Annotated in this window: 17 protein-coding genes; 15 read left to right on the top strand and 2 right to left on the bottom strand. The window is 52.1% G+C overall.

The annotated features are described in order from the left end of the window. The first annotated feature begins 103 nt into the window (after window positions 1-103). From phoB to malZ, 5 genes are all read left to right on the top strand, one after another. The gene (phoB, locus tag NNN71_RS10605) at window positions 104-793 is read left to right on the top strand and encodes a phosphate response regulator transcription factor PhoB (RefSeq protein ID WP_035895131.1); all 690 of its coding nucleotides are present in this window, start codon (window positions 104-106) and stop codon (window positions 791-793) included. Window positions 794-814: 21 nt separating this feature from the next. After that, a complete protein-coding gene (phoR, locus tag NNN71_RS10600) occupies window positions 815-2,110 on the top strand; it encodes a phosphate regulon sensor histidine kinase PhoR (RefSeq protein ID WP_271458452.1) in 1,296 nt (431 codons plus the stop codon). Window positions 2,111-2,519: 409 nt separating this feature from the next. After that, on the top strand, window positions 2,520-3,839 hold the full coding sequence (brnQ, locus tag NNN71_RS10595) for a branched-chain amino acid transporter carrier protein BrnQ (protein ID WP_064547843.1): 1,320 nt from the start codon (window positions 2,520-2,522) through the stop codon (window positions 3,837-3,839). A gap of 127 nt (window positions 3,840-3,966) precedes the next feature. After that, window positions 3,967-5,319, top strand: coding sequence for a proline-specific permease ProY (gene proY / locus NNN71_RS10590; protein ID WP_163445987.1), 1,353 nt, complete (start codon window positions 3,967-3,969; stop codon window positions 5,317-5,319). Window positions 5,320-5,470: 151 nt separating this feature from the next. After that, window positions 5,471-7,291, top strand: a complete 1,821-nt coding sequence (gene malZ, locus NNN71_RS10585; RefSeq protein WP_223804019.1) for a maltodextrin glucosidase — start codon at window positions 5,471-5,473, stop codon at window positions 7,289-7,291. Here the strand turns inward: malZ and NNN71_RS10580 are convergent. After that, entirely contained in the window at window positions 7,285-8,187 is a 903-nt protein-coding gene (locus tag NNN71_RS10580; RefSeq protein WP_271458451.1) for a LysR family transcriptional regulator, read from the bottom strand. The two genes, malZ and NNN71_RS10580, sit on opposite strands and share 7 nt — an antisense overlap. A gap of 274 nt (window positions 8,188-8,461) precedes the next feature. Between NNN71_RS10580 and NNN71_RS10575 the strand changes: the two genes are divergently transcribed. Next, complete coding sequence (locus NNN71_RS10575; protein ID WP_003021513.1) at window positions 8,462-9,103, top strand: hydrolase; 642 nt, start codon at window positions 8,462-8,464, stop codon at window positions 9,101-9,103. 494 nt (window positions 9,104-9,597) lie between these two features. Here NNN71_RS10575 and NNN71_RS10570 read toward each other — a convergent pair whose 3' ends face one another. Next, a complete protein-coding gene (locus tag NNN71_RS10570) occupies window positions 9,598-10,206 on the bottom strand; it encodes a hypothetical protein (protein ID WP_271458450.1) in 609 nt (202 codons plus the stop codon). A gap of 162 nt (window positions 10,207-10,368) precedes the next feature. Between NNN71_RS10570 and NNN71_RS10565 the strand changes: the two genes are divergently transcribed. The 9 genes from NNN71_RS10565 to NNN71_RS10525 form a co-directional block, all read left to right on the top strand. After that, entirely contained in the window at window positions 10,369-10,614 is a 246-nt protein-coding gene (locus tag NNN71_RS10565; RefSeq protein ID WP_271458449.1) for a helix-turn-helix domain-containing protein, read from the top strand. A gap of 1 nt (window position 10,615) precedes the next feature. After that, window positions 10,616-12,598: a transposase domain-containing protein gene (locus tag NNN71_RS10560; RefSeq protein WP_271458448.1), complete on the top strand. Its 1,983-nt coding sequence runs from the start codon at window positions 10,616-10,618 to the stop codon at window positions 12,596-12,598. A 78-nt stretch (window positions 12,599-12,676) separates the two neighbouring features. After that, complete coding sequence (locus NNN71_RS10555; protein ID WP_271458447.1) at window positions 12,677-13,615, top strand: AAA family ATPase; 939 nt, start codon at window positions 12,677-12,679, stop codon at window positions 13,613-13,615. A 256-nt stretch (window positions 13,616-13,871) separates the two neighbouring features. Continuing rightward, window positions 13,872-14,204, top strand: a complete 333-nt coding sequence (locus NNN71_RS10550; protein ID WP_271458446.1) for a hypothetical protein — start codon at window positions 13,872-13,874, stop codon at window positions 14,202-14,204. Window positions 14,205-14,246: 42 nt separating this feature from the next. Then, the gene (locus NNN71_RS10545; RefSeq protein ID WP_271458445.1) at window positions 14,247-14,864 is read left to right on the top strand and encodes a DUF3164 family protein; all 618 of its coding nucleotides are present in this window, start codon (window positions 14,247-14,249) and stop codon (window positions 14,862-14,864) included. A gap of 83 nt (window positions 14,865-14,947) precedes the next feature. Continuing rightward, window positions 14,948-15,460, top strand: a complete 513-nt coding sequence (locus NNN71_RS10540) for a hypothetical protein (protein ID WP_271458444.1) — start codon at window positions 14,948-14,950, stop codon at window positions 15,458-15,460. Beyond that, window positions 15,457-16,002 (top strand): gp16 family protein, encoded by a 546-nt coding sequence (locus NNN71_RS10535; protein ID WP_271458443.1) that lies wholly within the window; start codon window positions 15,457-15,459, stop codon window positions 16,000-16,002. The genes NNN71_RS10540 and NNN71_RS10535 overlap by 4 nt, the downstream gene beginning before the upstream one ends. Next, complete coding sequence (locus NNN71_RS10530) at window positions 15,999-16,391, top strand: Mor transcription activator family protein (protein WP_271458442.1); 393 nt, start codon at window positions 15,999-16,001, stop codon at window positions 16,389-16,391. The genes NNN71_RS10535 and NNN71_RS10530 overlap by 4 nt, the downstream gene beginning before the upstream one ends. Window positions 16,392-16,396: 5 nt before the next feature. Beyond that, window positions 16,397-16,668: hypothetical protein (locus NNN71_RS10525; protein ID WP_271458441.1), on the top strand; the 272-nt coding region annotated here is incomplete at its 3' end.

The raw sequence follows: 16,668 nt of genomic DNA, 5'->3' as shown, positions 1-16,668 counted from the left end.
CTTAAGCGCGATCATCAAACGGTCATGTTTATCATAAAACTGTCATAAATCTGACGCATAATGACGCCGTATATAATACTGATGTCTAAAAACAGGGCAAATAATGGCAAGACGTATTCTGGTCGTTGAAGATGAAGCGCCAATCCGCGAAATGGTCTGTTTCGTGCTGGAACAAAACGGTTTTCAGCCGGTAGAAGCGGAAGATTACGATACCGCAGTGAGTAAACTGAATGAACCCTGGCCCGACCTTATTCTGCTCGACTGGATGTTACCGGGCGGTTCGGGGCTGCAATTTATTAAGCATATCAAACGTGAAGCCTTAACCCGAGATATTCCGGTGGTGATGCTAACCGCCCGCGGTGAAGAGGAAGATCGAGTGCGCGGCCTGGAGACGGGCGCGGATGATTACATTACTAAGCCCTTCTCGCCGAAAGAGCTGGTCGCGCGCATTAAAGCCGTGATGCGGCGTATTTCCCCGATGGCGGTGGAAGAGGTGATCGAGATGCAGGGCCTGAGCCTCGACCCCACTTCCCATCGCGTGATGACCGGTGAAAATCCCCTCGATATGGGGCCGACTGAATTTAAGCTATTACACTTCTTTATGACTCACCCGGAGCGCGTGTACAGCCGAGAGCAGCTGCTGAACCACGTCTGGGGCACTAACGTGTATGTGGAAGACCGCACCGTCGACGTTCACATTCGTCGTTTGCGTAAGGCGCTGGAGCACAGCGGCCACGATCGTATGGTGCAAACCGTTCGCGGTACGGGCTATCGTTTCTCCGCCCGATTCTAATTTTTGACAGGAGAGTGACGCGTGCTGGAACGGCTGTCATGGAAAAGGCTGGCCCTGGAGCTGCTATTATGTTGTCTCCCGGCTGTCGTACTGGGACTGATTTTTGGTTATCTGCCGTGGTTTTTACTGGCGGCAGTGACCGGCCTGCTGATCTGGCATTTCTGGAATCTGTTGCGTTTGTCGTGGTGGCTGTGGGTCGATAGAAGTATGACGCCGCCGCCGGGTCGCGGCAGCTGGGAGCCGCTGCTGTACGGGCTTAACCAGATGCAGTTGCGTAATAAAAAACGTCGCCGCGAGCTGGGAAATCTGATTAAACGCTTTCGTAGCGGCGCCGAGTCGCTGCCAGACGCCGTAGTGTTGACCACGGAAGAAGGGGCGATCTTCTGGTGTAATGGCCTCGCCCAGCAGCTGCTGGGGCTTCGCTGGCCCGACGATAGCGGGCAGAACATCCTCAACCTGCTGCGTTACCCCGAATTTACCCAACACCTCAAAAAGCGCGATTTTCTCAAGCCGCTGCATCTGGTGCTGAATAACAGTCGCCATCTGGAAATCCGCATTATGCCGTATACCGACCGTCAGCTGCTGATGGTGGCGCGCGACGTGACGCAGATGCACCAGTTGGAAGGGGCTCGGCGGAATTTCTTCGCCAACGTTAGCCACGAGTTACGTACGCCGCTCACCGTGCTGCAAGGTTACCTGGAGATGATGCACGAGCAGGTGCTGGAAGGGAACGTGCGCGAAAAAGCGCTGCACACCATGCGCGAGCAGACCCAGCGCATGGAAGGGTTGGTCAGGCAGCTGTTAACGTTGTCGAAGATTGAAGCCTCGCCGACGCTCGCGCTGAATGAAAAAATCGACGTACCGATGATGCTGCGCGTGGTCGAGCGTGAAGCGCAGACGCTGAGCCAGCAGAAGCATCAGTTCCGCTTTGAAGTGGATGAAACGCTGAAGGTGCTGGGCAATGAGGATCAACTGCGTAGCGCGATGTCGAATCTGGTCTATAACGCCGTCAATCATACGCCGGAAGGTACATTGATTACGGTGCGCTGGCAGCGTGCGCCGCACGGGGCGCTGTTTAGCGTCGAAGATAACGGGCCAGGTATCGCGCCAGAGCATCTGCCAAGGCTGACCGAACGCTTTTATCGCGTGGATAAAGCGCGCTCCAGGCAGACCGGCGGCAGTGGGCTGGGGTTAGCGATTGTGAAACATGCCGTCAGCCACCACGACAGTCGCCTGGAGATTAGCAGTGAAGTCGGCAAGGGATCGTGCTTTAGCTTCCTGCTGCCGGAACGTTTAATTGCCAAAAACAGCGACTGATCGCCAGCTTGTCATCTTAACTTTCCACAGACCAGCCCCGGCTGGTCTGTTTGCTTTGCAGTCAAGGAAACGCTGCCTGATTAACGAACGTCTGGTTGTTTTTTGTTCGCATGATTAGCCGGATGTTTTTCTTAAATCCAGTTAATAAGTCTGGCTATTAATTGAGTATCAATATAATCATCTGGTTTTGCGATCCCGTGTTGCTTTAAAACGTTATAAGCGTTTAAATTGGCCCCCATACGGTCGTAAACAGACTGTTTATACGCGGTAAATCAAAAAACTATTCTTATTTACTCCGCGAAGGGAGCATATCCCTCTGAGTTTATCGTTGGTTTGCTCTGTATCATTCCGCTGAATCCATTGCGATAAATTTGTTTTACAACACCACATCCACAGGCAGTAGTTACATATGACCCATCAATTAAAATCGCGTGACATCATCGCTCTGGGCTTTATGACCTTTGCGTTGTTTGTTGGCGCAGGTAACATCATTTTTCCTCCTATGGTTGGTCTGCAGGCCGGTCCTCACGTCTGGACCGCGGCGATTGGCTTTCTGATTACTGCTGTGGGTCTTCCGGTGCTTACCGTGGTCGCGCTCGCAAAAGTGGGCGGCGGCGTTGATAGCCTGAGCACGCCAATCGGCAAAGTGGCGGGCGTGCTGCTTGCCACCGTCTGCTACCTGGCGGTTGGGCCGCTGTTCGCTACGCCGCGTACGGCGACCGTCTCGTTTGAAATTGGTATTGCGCCGCTGACCGGTAGCGGTGAGCTGCCGCTGTTTATCTATAGCCTTATCTATTTTGCGCTGGTGATTCTGGTCTCGCTGTATCCGGGCAAGCTGCTCGATACCGTCGGCAACTTCCTGGCGCCGCTGAAAATTCTGGCGCTGATTGTGCTGGCCGTTGCTGCGGTTATCTGGCCCGCTGGCCCGATCAGCCATGCGTTGGATGCCTATGAAACCGCCGCGTTTTCTAATGGTTTCGTTAACGGTTACCTGACCATGGATACGCTTGGCGCGATGGTCTTCGGGATTGTTATCGTCAATGCCGCGCGTTCTCGCGGTGTGACGGAAGCGCGTTTACTGACTCGCTACACTATTTGGGCTGGCCTGATGGCCGGCGTCGGCTTGACGCTGCTGTATCTGGCGCTGTTCCGCCTGGGTTCTGACAGCGCGATTCTGGTCGATCAGAACGCCAACGGCGCGGCCATTCTGCATGCTTACGTTCAGCACACTTTCGGTGGTGCCGGGAGCTTCCTGCTGGCGGCGCTGATCTTCATCGCCTGTCTGGTGACCGCGGTGGGCCTGACCTGTGCTTGTGCCGAGTTCTTTGCTCAGTACCTGCCGTTCTCCTACCGTACGCTGGTGTTTATCCTTGGTTTGTTCTCAATGGCGGTATCAAATCTGGGGCTGAGCCATCTGATTCAGATTTCGATTCCGGTGCTGACGGCCATCTATCCACCGTGTATCGCACTTGTAGTACTCAGCTTTACGCGTAATTGGTGGCATAATTCGGGCCGCGTTATTGCACCACCGATGTTCATCAGCCTTGTTTTTGGTATCCTTGACGGGATTAAAGCCTCTGCGTTCGCAGACGTGCTGCCGGGGTGGGCCGCTCGTCTGCCGCTGGCCGAGCAAGGTCTGGCATGGCTGATGCCGACGGTCGTTATGGCGGTTCTGGCGATTGTCTGGGACCGTATGGCGGGTCGTCAGGTGACATCAAGCGCGCATTAATTCGCGTCGCAGAGTCAGGTGTTTTAACCACGGAACGTGATGTTCCGTGGTTTTTTATTTTGGGTACTTTCACCTAAGTCGTTCGCGGTGACGCGGGGATGATGGGTATGACATGGCACTGGAAACGATGGAAAACAACAAGCTGAAGCGCGGGTTAAGCACCCGACACATTCGCTTTATGGCCCTCGGATCGGCAATTGGTACGGGGCTGTTTTACGGCTCCGCCGACGCCATCAAGATGGCCGGGCCAAGCGTGCTGCTGGCCTATATTATCGGCGGCGTGGCCGCTTATATCATTATGCGTGCACTGGGCGAGATGTCGGTGCATAACCCGTCGGCCAGCTCGTTTTCCCGCTATGCGCAGGAAAACCTCGGCCCACTGGCGGGCTATATTACCGGCTGGACCTACTGCTTTGAGATTTTGATTGTCGCCATTGCCGACGTCACCGCGTTCGGCATTTATATGGGCGTCTGGTTCCCGGCGGTGCCGCACTGGATCTGGGTGCTCAGCGTGGTGCTGATTATCTGCGCCATTAATCTGATGAGCGTGAAGGTATTTGGCGAGCTGGAGTTCTGGTTCTCCTTCTTCAAGGTCGCCACTATCATCATCATGATCGTGGCCGGTTTTGGCATCATTATCTGGGGCATCGGCAACGGTGGGCAGCCTACGGGTATTCATAACCTGTGGAGCAACGGCGGCTTCTTCAGCAACGGTTGGCTCGGCATGGTGATGTCATTGCAGATGGTGATGTTCGCCTACGGCGGTATCGAGATTATCGGTATTACCGCCGGGGAAGCGAAAGATCCGGAGAAATCCATTCCGCGCGCCATCAACTCGGTGCCGATGCGTATTCTGGTGTTCTACGTGGGTACGCTGTTCGTGATTATGTCCATCTACCCGTGGAACCAGGTGGGTACCGACGGCAGCCCGTTTGTGCTGACTTTCCAGCATATGGGGATTACCTTCGCGGCCAGTATTCTTAACTTTGTGGTGCTGACGGCGTCGCTGTCGGCGATTAACTCCGACGTGTTCGGCGTAGGCCGTATGCTGCACGGCATGGCCGAGCAGGGCAGCGCGCCGAAGGTGTTTGCCAAAACCTCGCGCCGCGGTATTCCGTGGGTGACGGTGATGGTGATGACCATCGCGCTGCTGTTTGCGGTGTACCTGAACTACATCATGCCGGAAAACGTCTTCCTGGTGATCGCGTCGCTGGCCACCTTCGCCACCGTGTGGGTGTGGATTATGATCCTGCTGTCGCAGGTAGCGTTCCGTCGCCGCCTGTCGGCAGATGAAGTGAAGGCGCTGAAGTTTAAGGTACCGGGCGGCGTCGCCACCACGATTGTGGGGCTGGTATTCCTGGTCTTTATCATCGGCCTGATTGGCTATCACCCGGATACGCGCATCTCGCTGTACGTTGGTTTTGCGTGGATTATCCTGCTGCTGGTGGGGTGGATGTTTAAAACCCGCCGCAGTCGCTAATCATCGCGAACGTTGTTAAACCCGGCCTTGCGCCGGGTTTTTTGTCTGTGCAATCTGCGCCCCCGTCCTCCTCCCTACAAAAAAGTGTGAAAGAGGATTAGAGGGGCAGGGACGTATGGCAAGGTGTGCTCATTTTGATGATAGGGGATAGATGATGTTAAACGCCTGGCACCTTCCGGTTGCGCCCTTTATTAAGCAGCGGCAGGATAAACTGATTATCACGCTGTGGCTGCGCGGCGATGACCTTCCGCAGCGGGTGACGATGCGCGCGGAAGTGGACAACGAAGAGACAACGGTGCCCATGCGCCGTAGCGGTAAATCGCCTGTAGCTGATGTTGTGCAGTGGCGTGCTGAAATCGCGCTGCACGAGGGCCAGCCGCGACGTCGCTATGCGTTTAAGCTGTTGTGGAGTGACCGCCAATTATGGTTCGCGCCAAAAGGTTTGAGCGCCTTCCCGCCAGCCAAGCTGGAACTCTTTGCCTATGATTGCCCGGATGACAGCCCGCAGTGGGTAAGCGAGCAGATTTTCTACCAGATCTTCCCCGACCGTTTCGCGCGTAGTCAGAAGCGCAGCGAGCAGCAGGACAAGGTCTATCATCATCATGCCGCCGGGCACGACATTATCCTGCGCGACTGGGATGAACCATTGACCGCCGAAGCCGGCGGCTCGACCTTCTACGGCGGCGATCTTGACGGTATCAGCGAGAAGCTGCCGTACCTCAAGGCGTTGGGCGTAACCGCGTTGTACCTGAATCCGGTCTTCACCGCGCCGAGCGTGCACAAGTACGATACCGAAAATTACCGGGAAGTGGATCCGCAGTTTGGCGGTAACGATGCGCTGCTGCGCCTGCGGCACAACACGCAGCGTGAAGGCATGCGGCTGATACTCGACGGCGTCTTCAACCACAGCGGCGACACACATGCCTGGTTCGACCGACATCACCGCGGCGACAACGGCGCGTGCCATGATGCGAGCTCTCCGTGGCGGGATCGCTACAGTTTTTCTGCCGAAGGCAAGGCGCTGGATTGGTTAGGCTATTCCAGCCTCCCTAAGCTCGACTATCAGTCATCAACGTTGATTGACGAAATCTACGGCGGCGAGGACAGCATTGTGCGTCACTGGCTGAAAGCGCCATGGAACATGGACGGCTGGCGGCTGGATGTGGTGCATATGCTCGGCGAAGCAGGGGGAGCGAAGAACAACCTCAAGCACGTTGCGGCGATAACGCAGTCGGCGAAAGCGGCACGTCCGGATGCCTTCGTTTTCGGTGAACACTTTGGTGATGCGCGGCAGTGGTTGCAGCAGGATGCGGAAGATTCGGCGATGAACTATCGCGGCTTTACCTTTCCGCTGTGGGGGTTCCTCGCCAACACTGATATTTCATACGACCCGCAGAAAATCGATGCGCAAACCTGCATGGCGTGGATGGAGGATTACCGCGCCGGGCTGTCCCATCAGCAGCAGCTGCGCATGTTTAACCAGCTTGATAGCCACGATACCGCGCGTTTTAAATCGCTGCTCGGTCGTGAAGTGGCGCGTCTGCCGCTGGCGGTGGTGTGGTTGTTCTGCTGGCCCGGCGTGCCGTGTATCTATTACGGTGATGAAGTGGGTCTGGATGGCAATAACGATCCCTTCTGCCGCAAGCCGTTCCCGTGGAATGAAAGCCAGCAGGACCAAACGCTGCTGGCGCTGTATCAGCGCTTAGCCGCGTTGCGTAAAGCGACACCCGCCCTGCGCCACGGTGGATGTCAGGTGCTGTACGCCGAAGGCGATGTGGTGGTATTCCTGCGCGTAATGGGCGCGGAACGTGTGCTGGTGGCGATTAACCGCGGGGAATCCTGTGAGGTGACGCTGCCGATATCGCCGCTGCTTGCTGTGGGGGAGTGGAAGCGCCGGGAAGGGGAAGGGCAACAGGCTGATGCCACGCTGTCTCTCCCGGCAATTTCCGCCACGGTGTGGACCGCTCATTGATACAGGCGAGCAATCTCAGCGCTGGCCAGCAGGCTTTCCCGCCACCAGCGCTGAGCTAAGCCATCGCTACCGTTACGCCATGCCATATAGGCAACATCCTTCTGACGGAAAGAGATAACCGATTTTTCGACCAGCTCGCCGGTGCTAAGCCACGGGCTGGCGATATGTCGGGGGAGAAAACCACAGCCGATGCCGGCGCGAAGCAGCATCACCTTGCTATTAAAATCGTCAACACGAATTTGCGGCTGCTCGTCCATCAGATTGGTTTGCAGTGGGTGGCAATAGCGTGCACTGTCGCTGATGATCACCGCGCGATGCAGGCACAGTTGTTCATTGGTTAAGTCTTCCGGCACGGCGGCAAGCGGGTGATTGGGGGAAACGACGAAAACATTGTCCAGCGTGCCGAGCATATGATAGGACCAGGCTGCGGATGTCGGCGGCTCGTTGATGGCGCCGAGTATGATATCTGCGCCGTTATGCGTCAGCTCTTCCCAGGAACCGGCCAGTGTATGGTGGGTGAAATTGAGGCGTGTTTGCCTGTTCAGCGCATAAAAGGCTTCGATGTGCGGCAGTAGGGCGGCAAAAGGAAATGAGTCATCCAACGCAATCGCCAGCTCCTTCTCCCAGCCCGCGCTCAGCTGCAGCGCCTGTTTTTCCAGATCTTTTGCCGCATTCAGCAGGAGCCGCCCCTTTTCCAGCACCATACGTCCGGTATCGGTGAATTTTGCCCGATGCCCGGAGCGATCGAGCAGTTCGATACTCAGATCGCTTTCCAGCTTCTGGATCATATAACTCAGGGCGGCGGGTGTTTTAAACAGTGATTCCGCCGCCGCGGCGAAGGTACCGTGTTTGTCGATAGCGTCAAGGATCAGTAAGACGTCGAGATTAATGCGCATAAGAAAAAAATATCCTGAAAAATAAACCACTCAGTTGTAACGAATAGGGAAAAACAATGCTAGTGAATAAATTAGATGAAACCTGCGCATTTTTTTGATTCATGAATGAGATTCATCGTAATAAGAAAATAATACCGTCACAGGATGGTAAGTTTTCTTTAATAACTTGTTAGAAATTTCCCGCTATACTCAACAGGCTTTCTGATTCAGGATCCTGCTGCTGACGGCAGTGTAAGACCGTTGCCTTTTAACTTATTGATTAAGAAAGTGTGTTATGTCTATTCGGGAACTGATTGACCCTCAAAACTCTACTCTTATTTTTATTGACCATCAGCCGCAAATGTCTTTTGGCGTGGCAAATATCGATCGTCAAACGCTGAAAAATAATACCGTAGCGTTAGCGAAAGCCGGGAAAATATTTAATGTTCCGGTTATTTATACTTCCGTGGAAACCAAAAGTTTCAGTGGCTACATTTGGCCTGAATTGCTTGCTGTACACCCTGATGTAAAGCCTATCGAACGAACCTCCATGAACTCCTGGGAAGACGCTGCGTTTGTTAAAGCGGTGGAAGCCACCGGGCGTAAAAAGCTGATCATTTCCGCGCTGTGGACTGAAGTTTGCCTGACCTTCCCGGCCCTGATGGCGCTGGAAGCTGGCTATGAAGTCTATGTGGTGACCGACACTTCTGGCGGTACCTCCGTTGACGCTCATGAGCGTTCAATTGACCGCATGGTACAGGCTGGCGCAGTGCCGGTAACCTGGCAGCAGGTTCTGCTTGAGTACCAGCGCGACTGGTCGCGCAAAGAGACCTACGACGCGGTCATGGATCTGGTACGTGAACACAGCGGCGCTTACGGGATGGGCGTGGATTACGCCTACACCATGGTGCATGGCGCACCTGAACGTAAAGCCTAAGGTGAGGATGCCGACGGGGCCTCTCCCCGTCGGTTGGTCAGCGCAAGGAACCTATCGTCATGACGCAAAAGCACGTCACGCTGGTGATTACTCACTCCATTCGCCCTGAACACGTTGTACGGTGACAGTTAAGTAGTGAACATTGGAACGAATCCGGGAACAAGTGAAAGAAAGCGGGATTAGATGGGACAAGGTCACGCAGAGTAAGGCTTGGCGACAATTCGCTTGTTCGTTGGCAGTGACGATGAGATCGTCATTAAAATTGGATCACCGCCGAGCGCATGCTTACTTCTGTCAGATAAAAATGTAACGCTGCTTGGTGGTATTTAATGGTTTTACATAGCGTTTAAACATTATTAAACGTGTACTTTGTTCTGTAGCATTTTGAAGCTTTTTGTAATTGGTTGGTAATAGTTTGATCGAGATAAATGGCAGTATGATTCTAGTCACATTTCAATTAGATACATGCCGGTTAAGTTGTTCTTAAGGACACTTTAACCGGCCTTTTTGCTATCACTCAAAGGGCCTGGCGCGGCTACATCCTCACTAGGCGCAGATGACCCTTTTTTGACTGTGGAATCAAGAAAAGTAAGCAGACGATCCTTTTCAGAATCAGAACATTGTATTAGTTGGAGGTTTCTCTCGTCTTTTAGCTTTAAAACGGTGTCCAACCCTTTTCGTGCAATTAACTCAAACAAAGATTTCATCTCTTGTTCATTGAGGATGCTGAAAATCGAAACGAGAGAGGTTTCGTAACTCATATGGGCATATGAATTTCGGATTTCCCTCTGTTTATCTTTCTTTGGCTCACAAGTGATGACAGCCTCATCAATCATGCGGTCTAGGATAGGGTCATGTTCTCCTGACCCATCCCCAAGCAGCCATCCAATAGACACACCTTCGATGTTCGCTATTTTCCGTGCCACCTCTATTCTCGGTGATGATTCTGGTCTGGCGTAATAGTTCTTGAGTGTGCTGAAGTTAATATCCCAATCCTTCGCAGCTCTGTACAAAGAACGACCTTTCAAAAGAAGGTTCAACCTTTCACAAAAAGGTTCTTTTGTGATGCCCTCAAAAGAACCTTTGGTGTTTTCGTTTTTCATATTAGCAAATCCTTTTTATCTGATTGATATTTAATGGTTTTCATTGAACATTCAATTGAGACTCAAAAACACCTTGCAAACCTATCTTTTGAGTCCTAATCTTTATCCATACGGATACCCGCGCAGTTATCCGCGCGGATAACTTTTTAGGATAGATGAATCATGAGACGAAATGAAGATCTGACCGACTGGCACCCAGAAACGATAAAAGCTGAGATCCACAAACGTGGTTTATCTTTGCGCTCTTTATCGGTTCAAGCCGGTTACAAAAAAGACTCACTTAAGAGTGTTCTGCGTACACCATGCCGCCCGTATCAGCAGATCGTTGCGGATGCACTTGGTGTTTCCCCTGAAACCATCTGGCCGAGCCGCTACGCCGCTCACAGCTACATGAATAAGGCGGTGTGAAATGTTTGTCGTTGCAAAGGAACTGGTCGGCGCTCCGGGTTTACCAAAAACGGTAAAAGGGATTCGTGAAGCGTTAGCACGCTATTCAGCGGGTGCCGAAGACAAAGTGCGCAAACGCGCTGGCGGGAAAGCTTTTGAATACCATATCTCGGTATTGCCTCCAGAAGTTCGCGCCGAGTTGCTCACCTCCAAAGGCCTGGTAGAAACATCTTCTGGTTTTATCTCGCTGCCTGAGCGCACCCGAAATAACGCTGACTCGGCCAATAACTTCGAGCGTCAGCAGTTGTGGCAGCACTGGGAAGGAGCAACCAACGAACAGCGTCAACGCGCTGAGCAGCGTACAACTGCGGTCTCCCTTGTCGCGGAGTTGGTCGATTCAGGTATGTCTTTACGCCTAGCGCTGAGAACAGCGGCAATGAAACTGCATATGAGCGAGGGTTCATTGCGTAACCTGTATTACCGCGTCCAGAGCCGCAGCCGCGATGTGTGGGCTCCTGTACTGCTTGATCGTCGTCTGCGTGAGAAGTGCAAAACCAATCGCGAAGCGCCAATCAGTGAAGATGCCTGGCAATTCTTCCTGGGAGACTATCTCCGCCCGGAAGAGCCTTGCTTCACAAAGTCATATGAACTGCTCCAGATAGCGGCGCGGGAATATGGCTGGGAAATCCCGTCCGAACGCACACTGCGTCGCCGTGTAGAACGCGAAGTTGATGCGCGTGTCATTGTGGCTACCCGCAAGGGTGATAACGCGCTGGCGCGTATGTTCCCGAGCCAGCAGCGTACCGTCGCACAGCTGCATGCGATGGAATGGATAAACGGCGATGGTTACCAACACAACGTATTCGTCCAGTGGTACAACGGTGAAGTGATCCGCCCAAAAACGTGGGTCTGGCAGGATGTCCATAGTCGCAAAATTATTGGCTGGCGTACTGATGTGTCTGAAAACAGCGACAGCATTCGCCTGTCCCTGATGGATGCCATTTCAGAATTTGGCAAGCCTGAACATGTCACCATCGATAACACCCGCGCAGCGGCTAACAAATGGCTGTCAGGTGGTGTTCCAAACCGCTATCGCTTCAAAGTTAAGCCGGATGATCCGATGGGTATTCTGCCGATGCTCGGTATTCAGGTTCACTGGACGAGTGTTATTGGCGGTAAAGGCTGGGGTCAGGCAAAACCGATTGAACGTGCATTTGGTATCGGTGGTCTGGGGGATTATATCGACAAACATCCTTCTCTGGCCGGGGCATACACTGGCCCGAACACCCAGAATAAACCGGACAATTACGGTGACCGGGTTGTTGATGTTGAGACCTTCCTCTCTGCCGTCAACGAAGGGATTGCACTCTATAACGCACGTATCGGTCGTGAAACTGAGATGTGCCAGGGTGAGCTGTCATTTGACCAGGCATTTGAGCGCAGTTACAGCAATGCGGTTGTCACCCGCCTCAGTGAAGAGCAAATCCGCCAGCTGATGCTTCCAGCAGAAGCCGTGACGGTGAAAACTACCGGTGAATTCTTCCTGCAGTGCGGCGGCACTCTTTATGGCCGCAAAAACAGCTACTGGAATCCGCTTCTGGCCAATATCCGCCAGCGCAAAATTACAGTGCGTTTCGACCCTCGCAACCTTCACAGCGAAGTGGCGTGTTACGACCTTGATGGCCGCTTCCTCTGCATGGCGGAATGCCGCTCAGCTGTCGCGTTCGGCGATACCGAAACAGGTCGTGAACATAGCCGCCAGCGTAAGCAGATGATGACCCACACCAAACGCGCAGCCAAGGCACAACGCCGCATGACGGCAATTGAGGTTAACGATCTGCTGCCAAAAGTTGCACCGCCAGAACCACCGCAGCGGCATGTTGTTGAACGTGTCTTTGCCCAGGGTAATGCACTGAAAAAAGTTCAGGAAGTCCAGGAGCATCAGAACGAGAACGATGTGATTTTCCAGACGCTAATGAAAAGTGTCAGCAAGTCGAAGAAATAAAAAAGCGACGTTTGAGCCGCCGCTTTTGAGAAGTGTTTAAAATCGTATTAACAATGGAAAAATACAGGATTAAAAACGATGACGCAAATTAACCATGATGTAATTCGTAACACCGTAAAAGGTCTGATTGATGACAAAACGATTTCCGGTGCTGCGCTGTCGCGTGAAACCGGGGTGTCTTCATCTGCTCTTTCTCAGTTTATTAACGGTAAATATAAGGGCGACAATGATGCTGTGGCGGCATCAATCAGCACGTGGCTTGAATCCCGTAAGACGGCCCAGAGTGCGCTGCCGGAAATCCCTGACTATGTTGTGACACCGACCTCTGAAAAAATCACGGCCGCACTGACCTACGCCCAGTTGACCCACACCATTGCGCTTGTTTACGGAAATCCAGGTGTGGGCAAGTCGGAAGCGCTGAAGCAATACACCCGCACTGGCAATAATGTCTGGCGTCTTACCGCGAGCAAGTCCCGCACGAACGAGCTGGAAACCATGTATGAGCTGGCGCTGGAGATGGGTATTTCAGATGCGCCTTATCAGCGCGGTGCGTTATCCCGCTTGCTGCGCCGCCGGCTGCGCGACACAAATGCCTTAGTCATCATTGATGAAGCGGACTGGCTGAACTATGACGCCATCGAAGAGCTGCGCATCCTCCAGGAGGAATGCGGCATCGGGCTGGCGTTTATCGGCAACCATAAAGTCTATGACCGCCTGACCGGTGGTAGTCGCACCGTCGATTTTGCTCGTTTGTTCTCTCGCGTGGCGAAGAAAATAGTCATCAACAACGTGCTGGCCGCTGATGTTGATGCGTTCTGCGACGCATGGAAGGTTGAAGGCCGTGACGAACGCAAGCTGTTACGTGCGATTGCGAAGCGCCCGGGTGCTCTGCGCTCACTCTCCCACATTCTGCCGCTGGCCCATATCTACGCCAGTGGTAAAAGCGAGCCGGTTAACTCTGGCCATATTCATTCAGCAATGCTTGAACTGGGGCATGCTGAAATCGTGGAGGAATAATGCCGTGATTAGTGAACTGATCTCTTCTCATATCCAGCAAGCGATGGCCACTGAGGCATTGCTGAACAAAAAAGGCTGTCTGGTTACGGAGTTTCGCCAGACCCGTTCACGTCCCGTTCTGGAGGTGTCATGCCCTCCGGCCGAGCTGCTCAACAGTGCTGTGCGTATTGTTGAGCGTAACAATTCAGGCTCTCGCTCCGTGTGGGTAGCCAGTTTCAATGGTTGCCGGATTATATGGCGTTAAAGGACTGATTAAATGGCCAATAAACAATTAACAAACCAGCGCATTGCACACTTTGTAGAAGGGTTGACGTACTACACGAAGCTCTACCCTGGTAGTGATAATGGGAATCCTTTTCCCCCCACGGACATTTTGGCGGCATTCGTTGAGCTACAAGTACGCCGCAAGGCTGATGACCCGGAATTAAAAACTGCTGAGCTTATCAATAAGTTTTATGAGCGTTACCCACTCAATACTTTTAAGAGTGATGCTCAGCGCTCAGAAGCTCTTGGGTATTTCATGTCTGGCGTTGAATTGCAGTGCTTTGGTGAGTTTTTTAAATATCAAAATTTATGCCGCGACGAATAGCCTCATAACAAATGAATATCTATTGAATAATAAGGATTGAAGATGAACAACCAAAATACCGTCCCAGCTGGTTACCGCACCAATGCCCAGGGGCATTTAATCCCTGAATCTCAGGTCAAACCCGTGGATAAGCTGCGTGATGAAGTCGTGATGATGATCGTTGCGGCAGCACGTCAGCAACGTCAGGCGCTCGCAGCGTTCAAACTGGAGTCGATGCAGAGAATCGCCGACTTCACAGACCTTTCAGCGTCTGAGTATGGCGTGGAGTACGGCGGCACAAAAGGTAATGTGACCCTGGTCAGTTTTGACGGCCGTTACAAGCTCATTCGCGCAGTCGGTGAGCATCGTGTGTTTGATGAGCGTATTCAGGCTGCAAAAAAGCTTATTGATGACTGTATTGGCGAGTGGTCTGTCGGCGTTAATGAGAAGATTATGGCAATGATTGACCATGCGTTTCGCGTCAACAAACAGGGTAAGATCGACATCAATCAGGTATTGAGTCTGCGCCAGCTGAATATTGACGATACCAAATGGAATGAGGCAATGGATGCCATTGCTGATGCTATCCAGGTGACCGGCACCAGTCAGTATTTGCGTATTTATGAGCGTCAGGCAGATGGTAACTATCAGCAGATTTCGCTGGATTTAGCCAAGCTTTAAATATTTTTAAATAAAACTTCAAATTGAAAACGGCGCTTGCGTCAGGGATTCGTTCGCGCCGAATTCAGCAAAAGGAATATTTTATGAAAGAACGACAGATTATTTCGACTATTACATCCAAGCCTGCTGTTTATGATGCAGCATTTGCGCTTTGGGGATATGACCGTCAGGTTTTAAAAACCGCTGAAGAATGCAATGAGCTAGCAGCTGACTGCACCCGCTTTATCACCCATAAGGCGAATGCCAGTCGTATCGCTGAAGAGGCGGCAGATGTTGAAATTATGATTGAACAGCTTCGCCACAATGGTCTTAACGAGCTTATTGAACAAGCAAAATCCCGCAAGCTGACAAGGCTGGCTCACCGTGTTGGTGTTTGCGCGGCCCCTGTTGTGGCTGAGATTCCCTTCATTTCCTCACTTCTGAAGGATGCTCAGGAGCAGTTTGAAATCGCTGAATCACTTTATCTCGATCGGGAAACTAATAATCGCTTTGCCGCAGCAGGTCTCCGTCGCTGTATCGGATTACTGATGCATGCCGCCCAGTTGATGATCCGCGAACAGCAGTTGGCTGAACAAAGTATGGGGACGCGCCTATGAGTCGTGCATCTTTAATTACCCTTATCCATGTGGCCAAAAATAAACTGCAGCTGGATGATGACACTTATCGTTCGGTGCTCCAGAACGCTACCGGTGAAACCAGTTGCCGTAAACTGACCGTCAGCCAGTTAGAAAAGGTTTTAAAGACACTGGAAGAAAAAGGATTTAACCGACAAAAAAGAAGTAAACGTCGCCAGAATACGGCTCTGCCAGAAAGCGACAAAATCCGCATGATATGGCGAAATATGGCGGAGCATGATTTTCTGGTTGATGCCAGCGAAGCGGCCCTTGACCATTTCGCCGAGCGTATCACTCGACTCAAAAACGGGGGCGAAGGCGTTGCAACATTATCGTGGTTACGTGGTGAAAAACTTCTGAGTGTTCTGGAAAGTCTTAAGCAGTGGCATATTCGGGAGATGAAATCTTCTCTCGCGGCTCATGGCATCATGATGCCAGTGAACCCACGAACCGGGGCCGAGAGTCGGGATTATGGCACCATTCTTTCCGCGTATAACGACGCAGCAAAAAGGTGGGCGAAATGAGTAATGACCTGTTTGGTGATGTTCGCGACGATAGCATTCTTGACCATATTGACGATGAGGTGGAAAGTTCTCGTTTCCCGTCTCTGCTTGCAGAGCTGAATGCACTTTTGCGTGTTGAGCTTGGCCGTCTTGGGTATGATCCGAAACATTCGATTGAGCTGGTTGCCGCTATCAGCGGAAAAATTGGCGGTATGCAGGTCTATTTTCCCCGCGGGCAGGTGCTTGAACTGCTCGTTCGCGACATGCGGATCTGGCGTGACTTCACTGGCGATAATGTCCAGGAACTAGTTGAACGCTACCATGTAACCTACAAAACAGTGTATAAAGCTATCAAACGGATGCGTAGGTTAGAATTAAGCAAAAGACAATATTCTCTGGATATGGAGTAATGGCTATGGCTGGTGGTGTGTTGATTGATATTGTTGTCATTATCTGTGTGTTTTGGGTGTTCTTTGATGCAGCTAGTCACAATATAGGGAGTTATGTGGTAGCGGATGGTAGTCAAAAGGGATATAGAAAGGGCCTGCATCCAGTTGCGTGGGCTATCTTGAGTTTTCTTATTCTTCCTTTTTTCTTCTATCTGCTGAAAAGGAAGTCCTTGCTGGAAACCGCAAAAGAAAACCCCGCCATTACTGATAAAAGCATAAGTTTTATTATTCTACTGCA

It is taken from the genome of Kluyvera sp. Awk 3, assembly GCF_028069715.1.
Lineage (GTDB): Bacteria > Pseudomonadota > Gammaproteobacteria > Enterobacterales > Enterobacteriaceae > Kluyvera > Kluyvera georgiana_A.
Note: the sequence above shows the minus strand (reverse complement) of the source record. Positions and strands in the feature narration are given on the sequence as shown.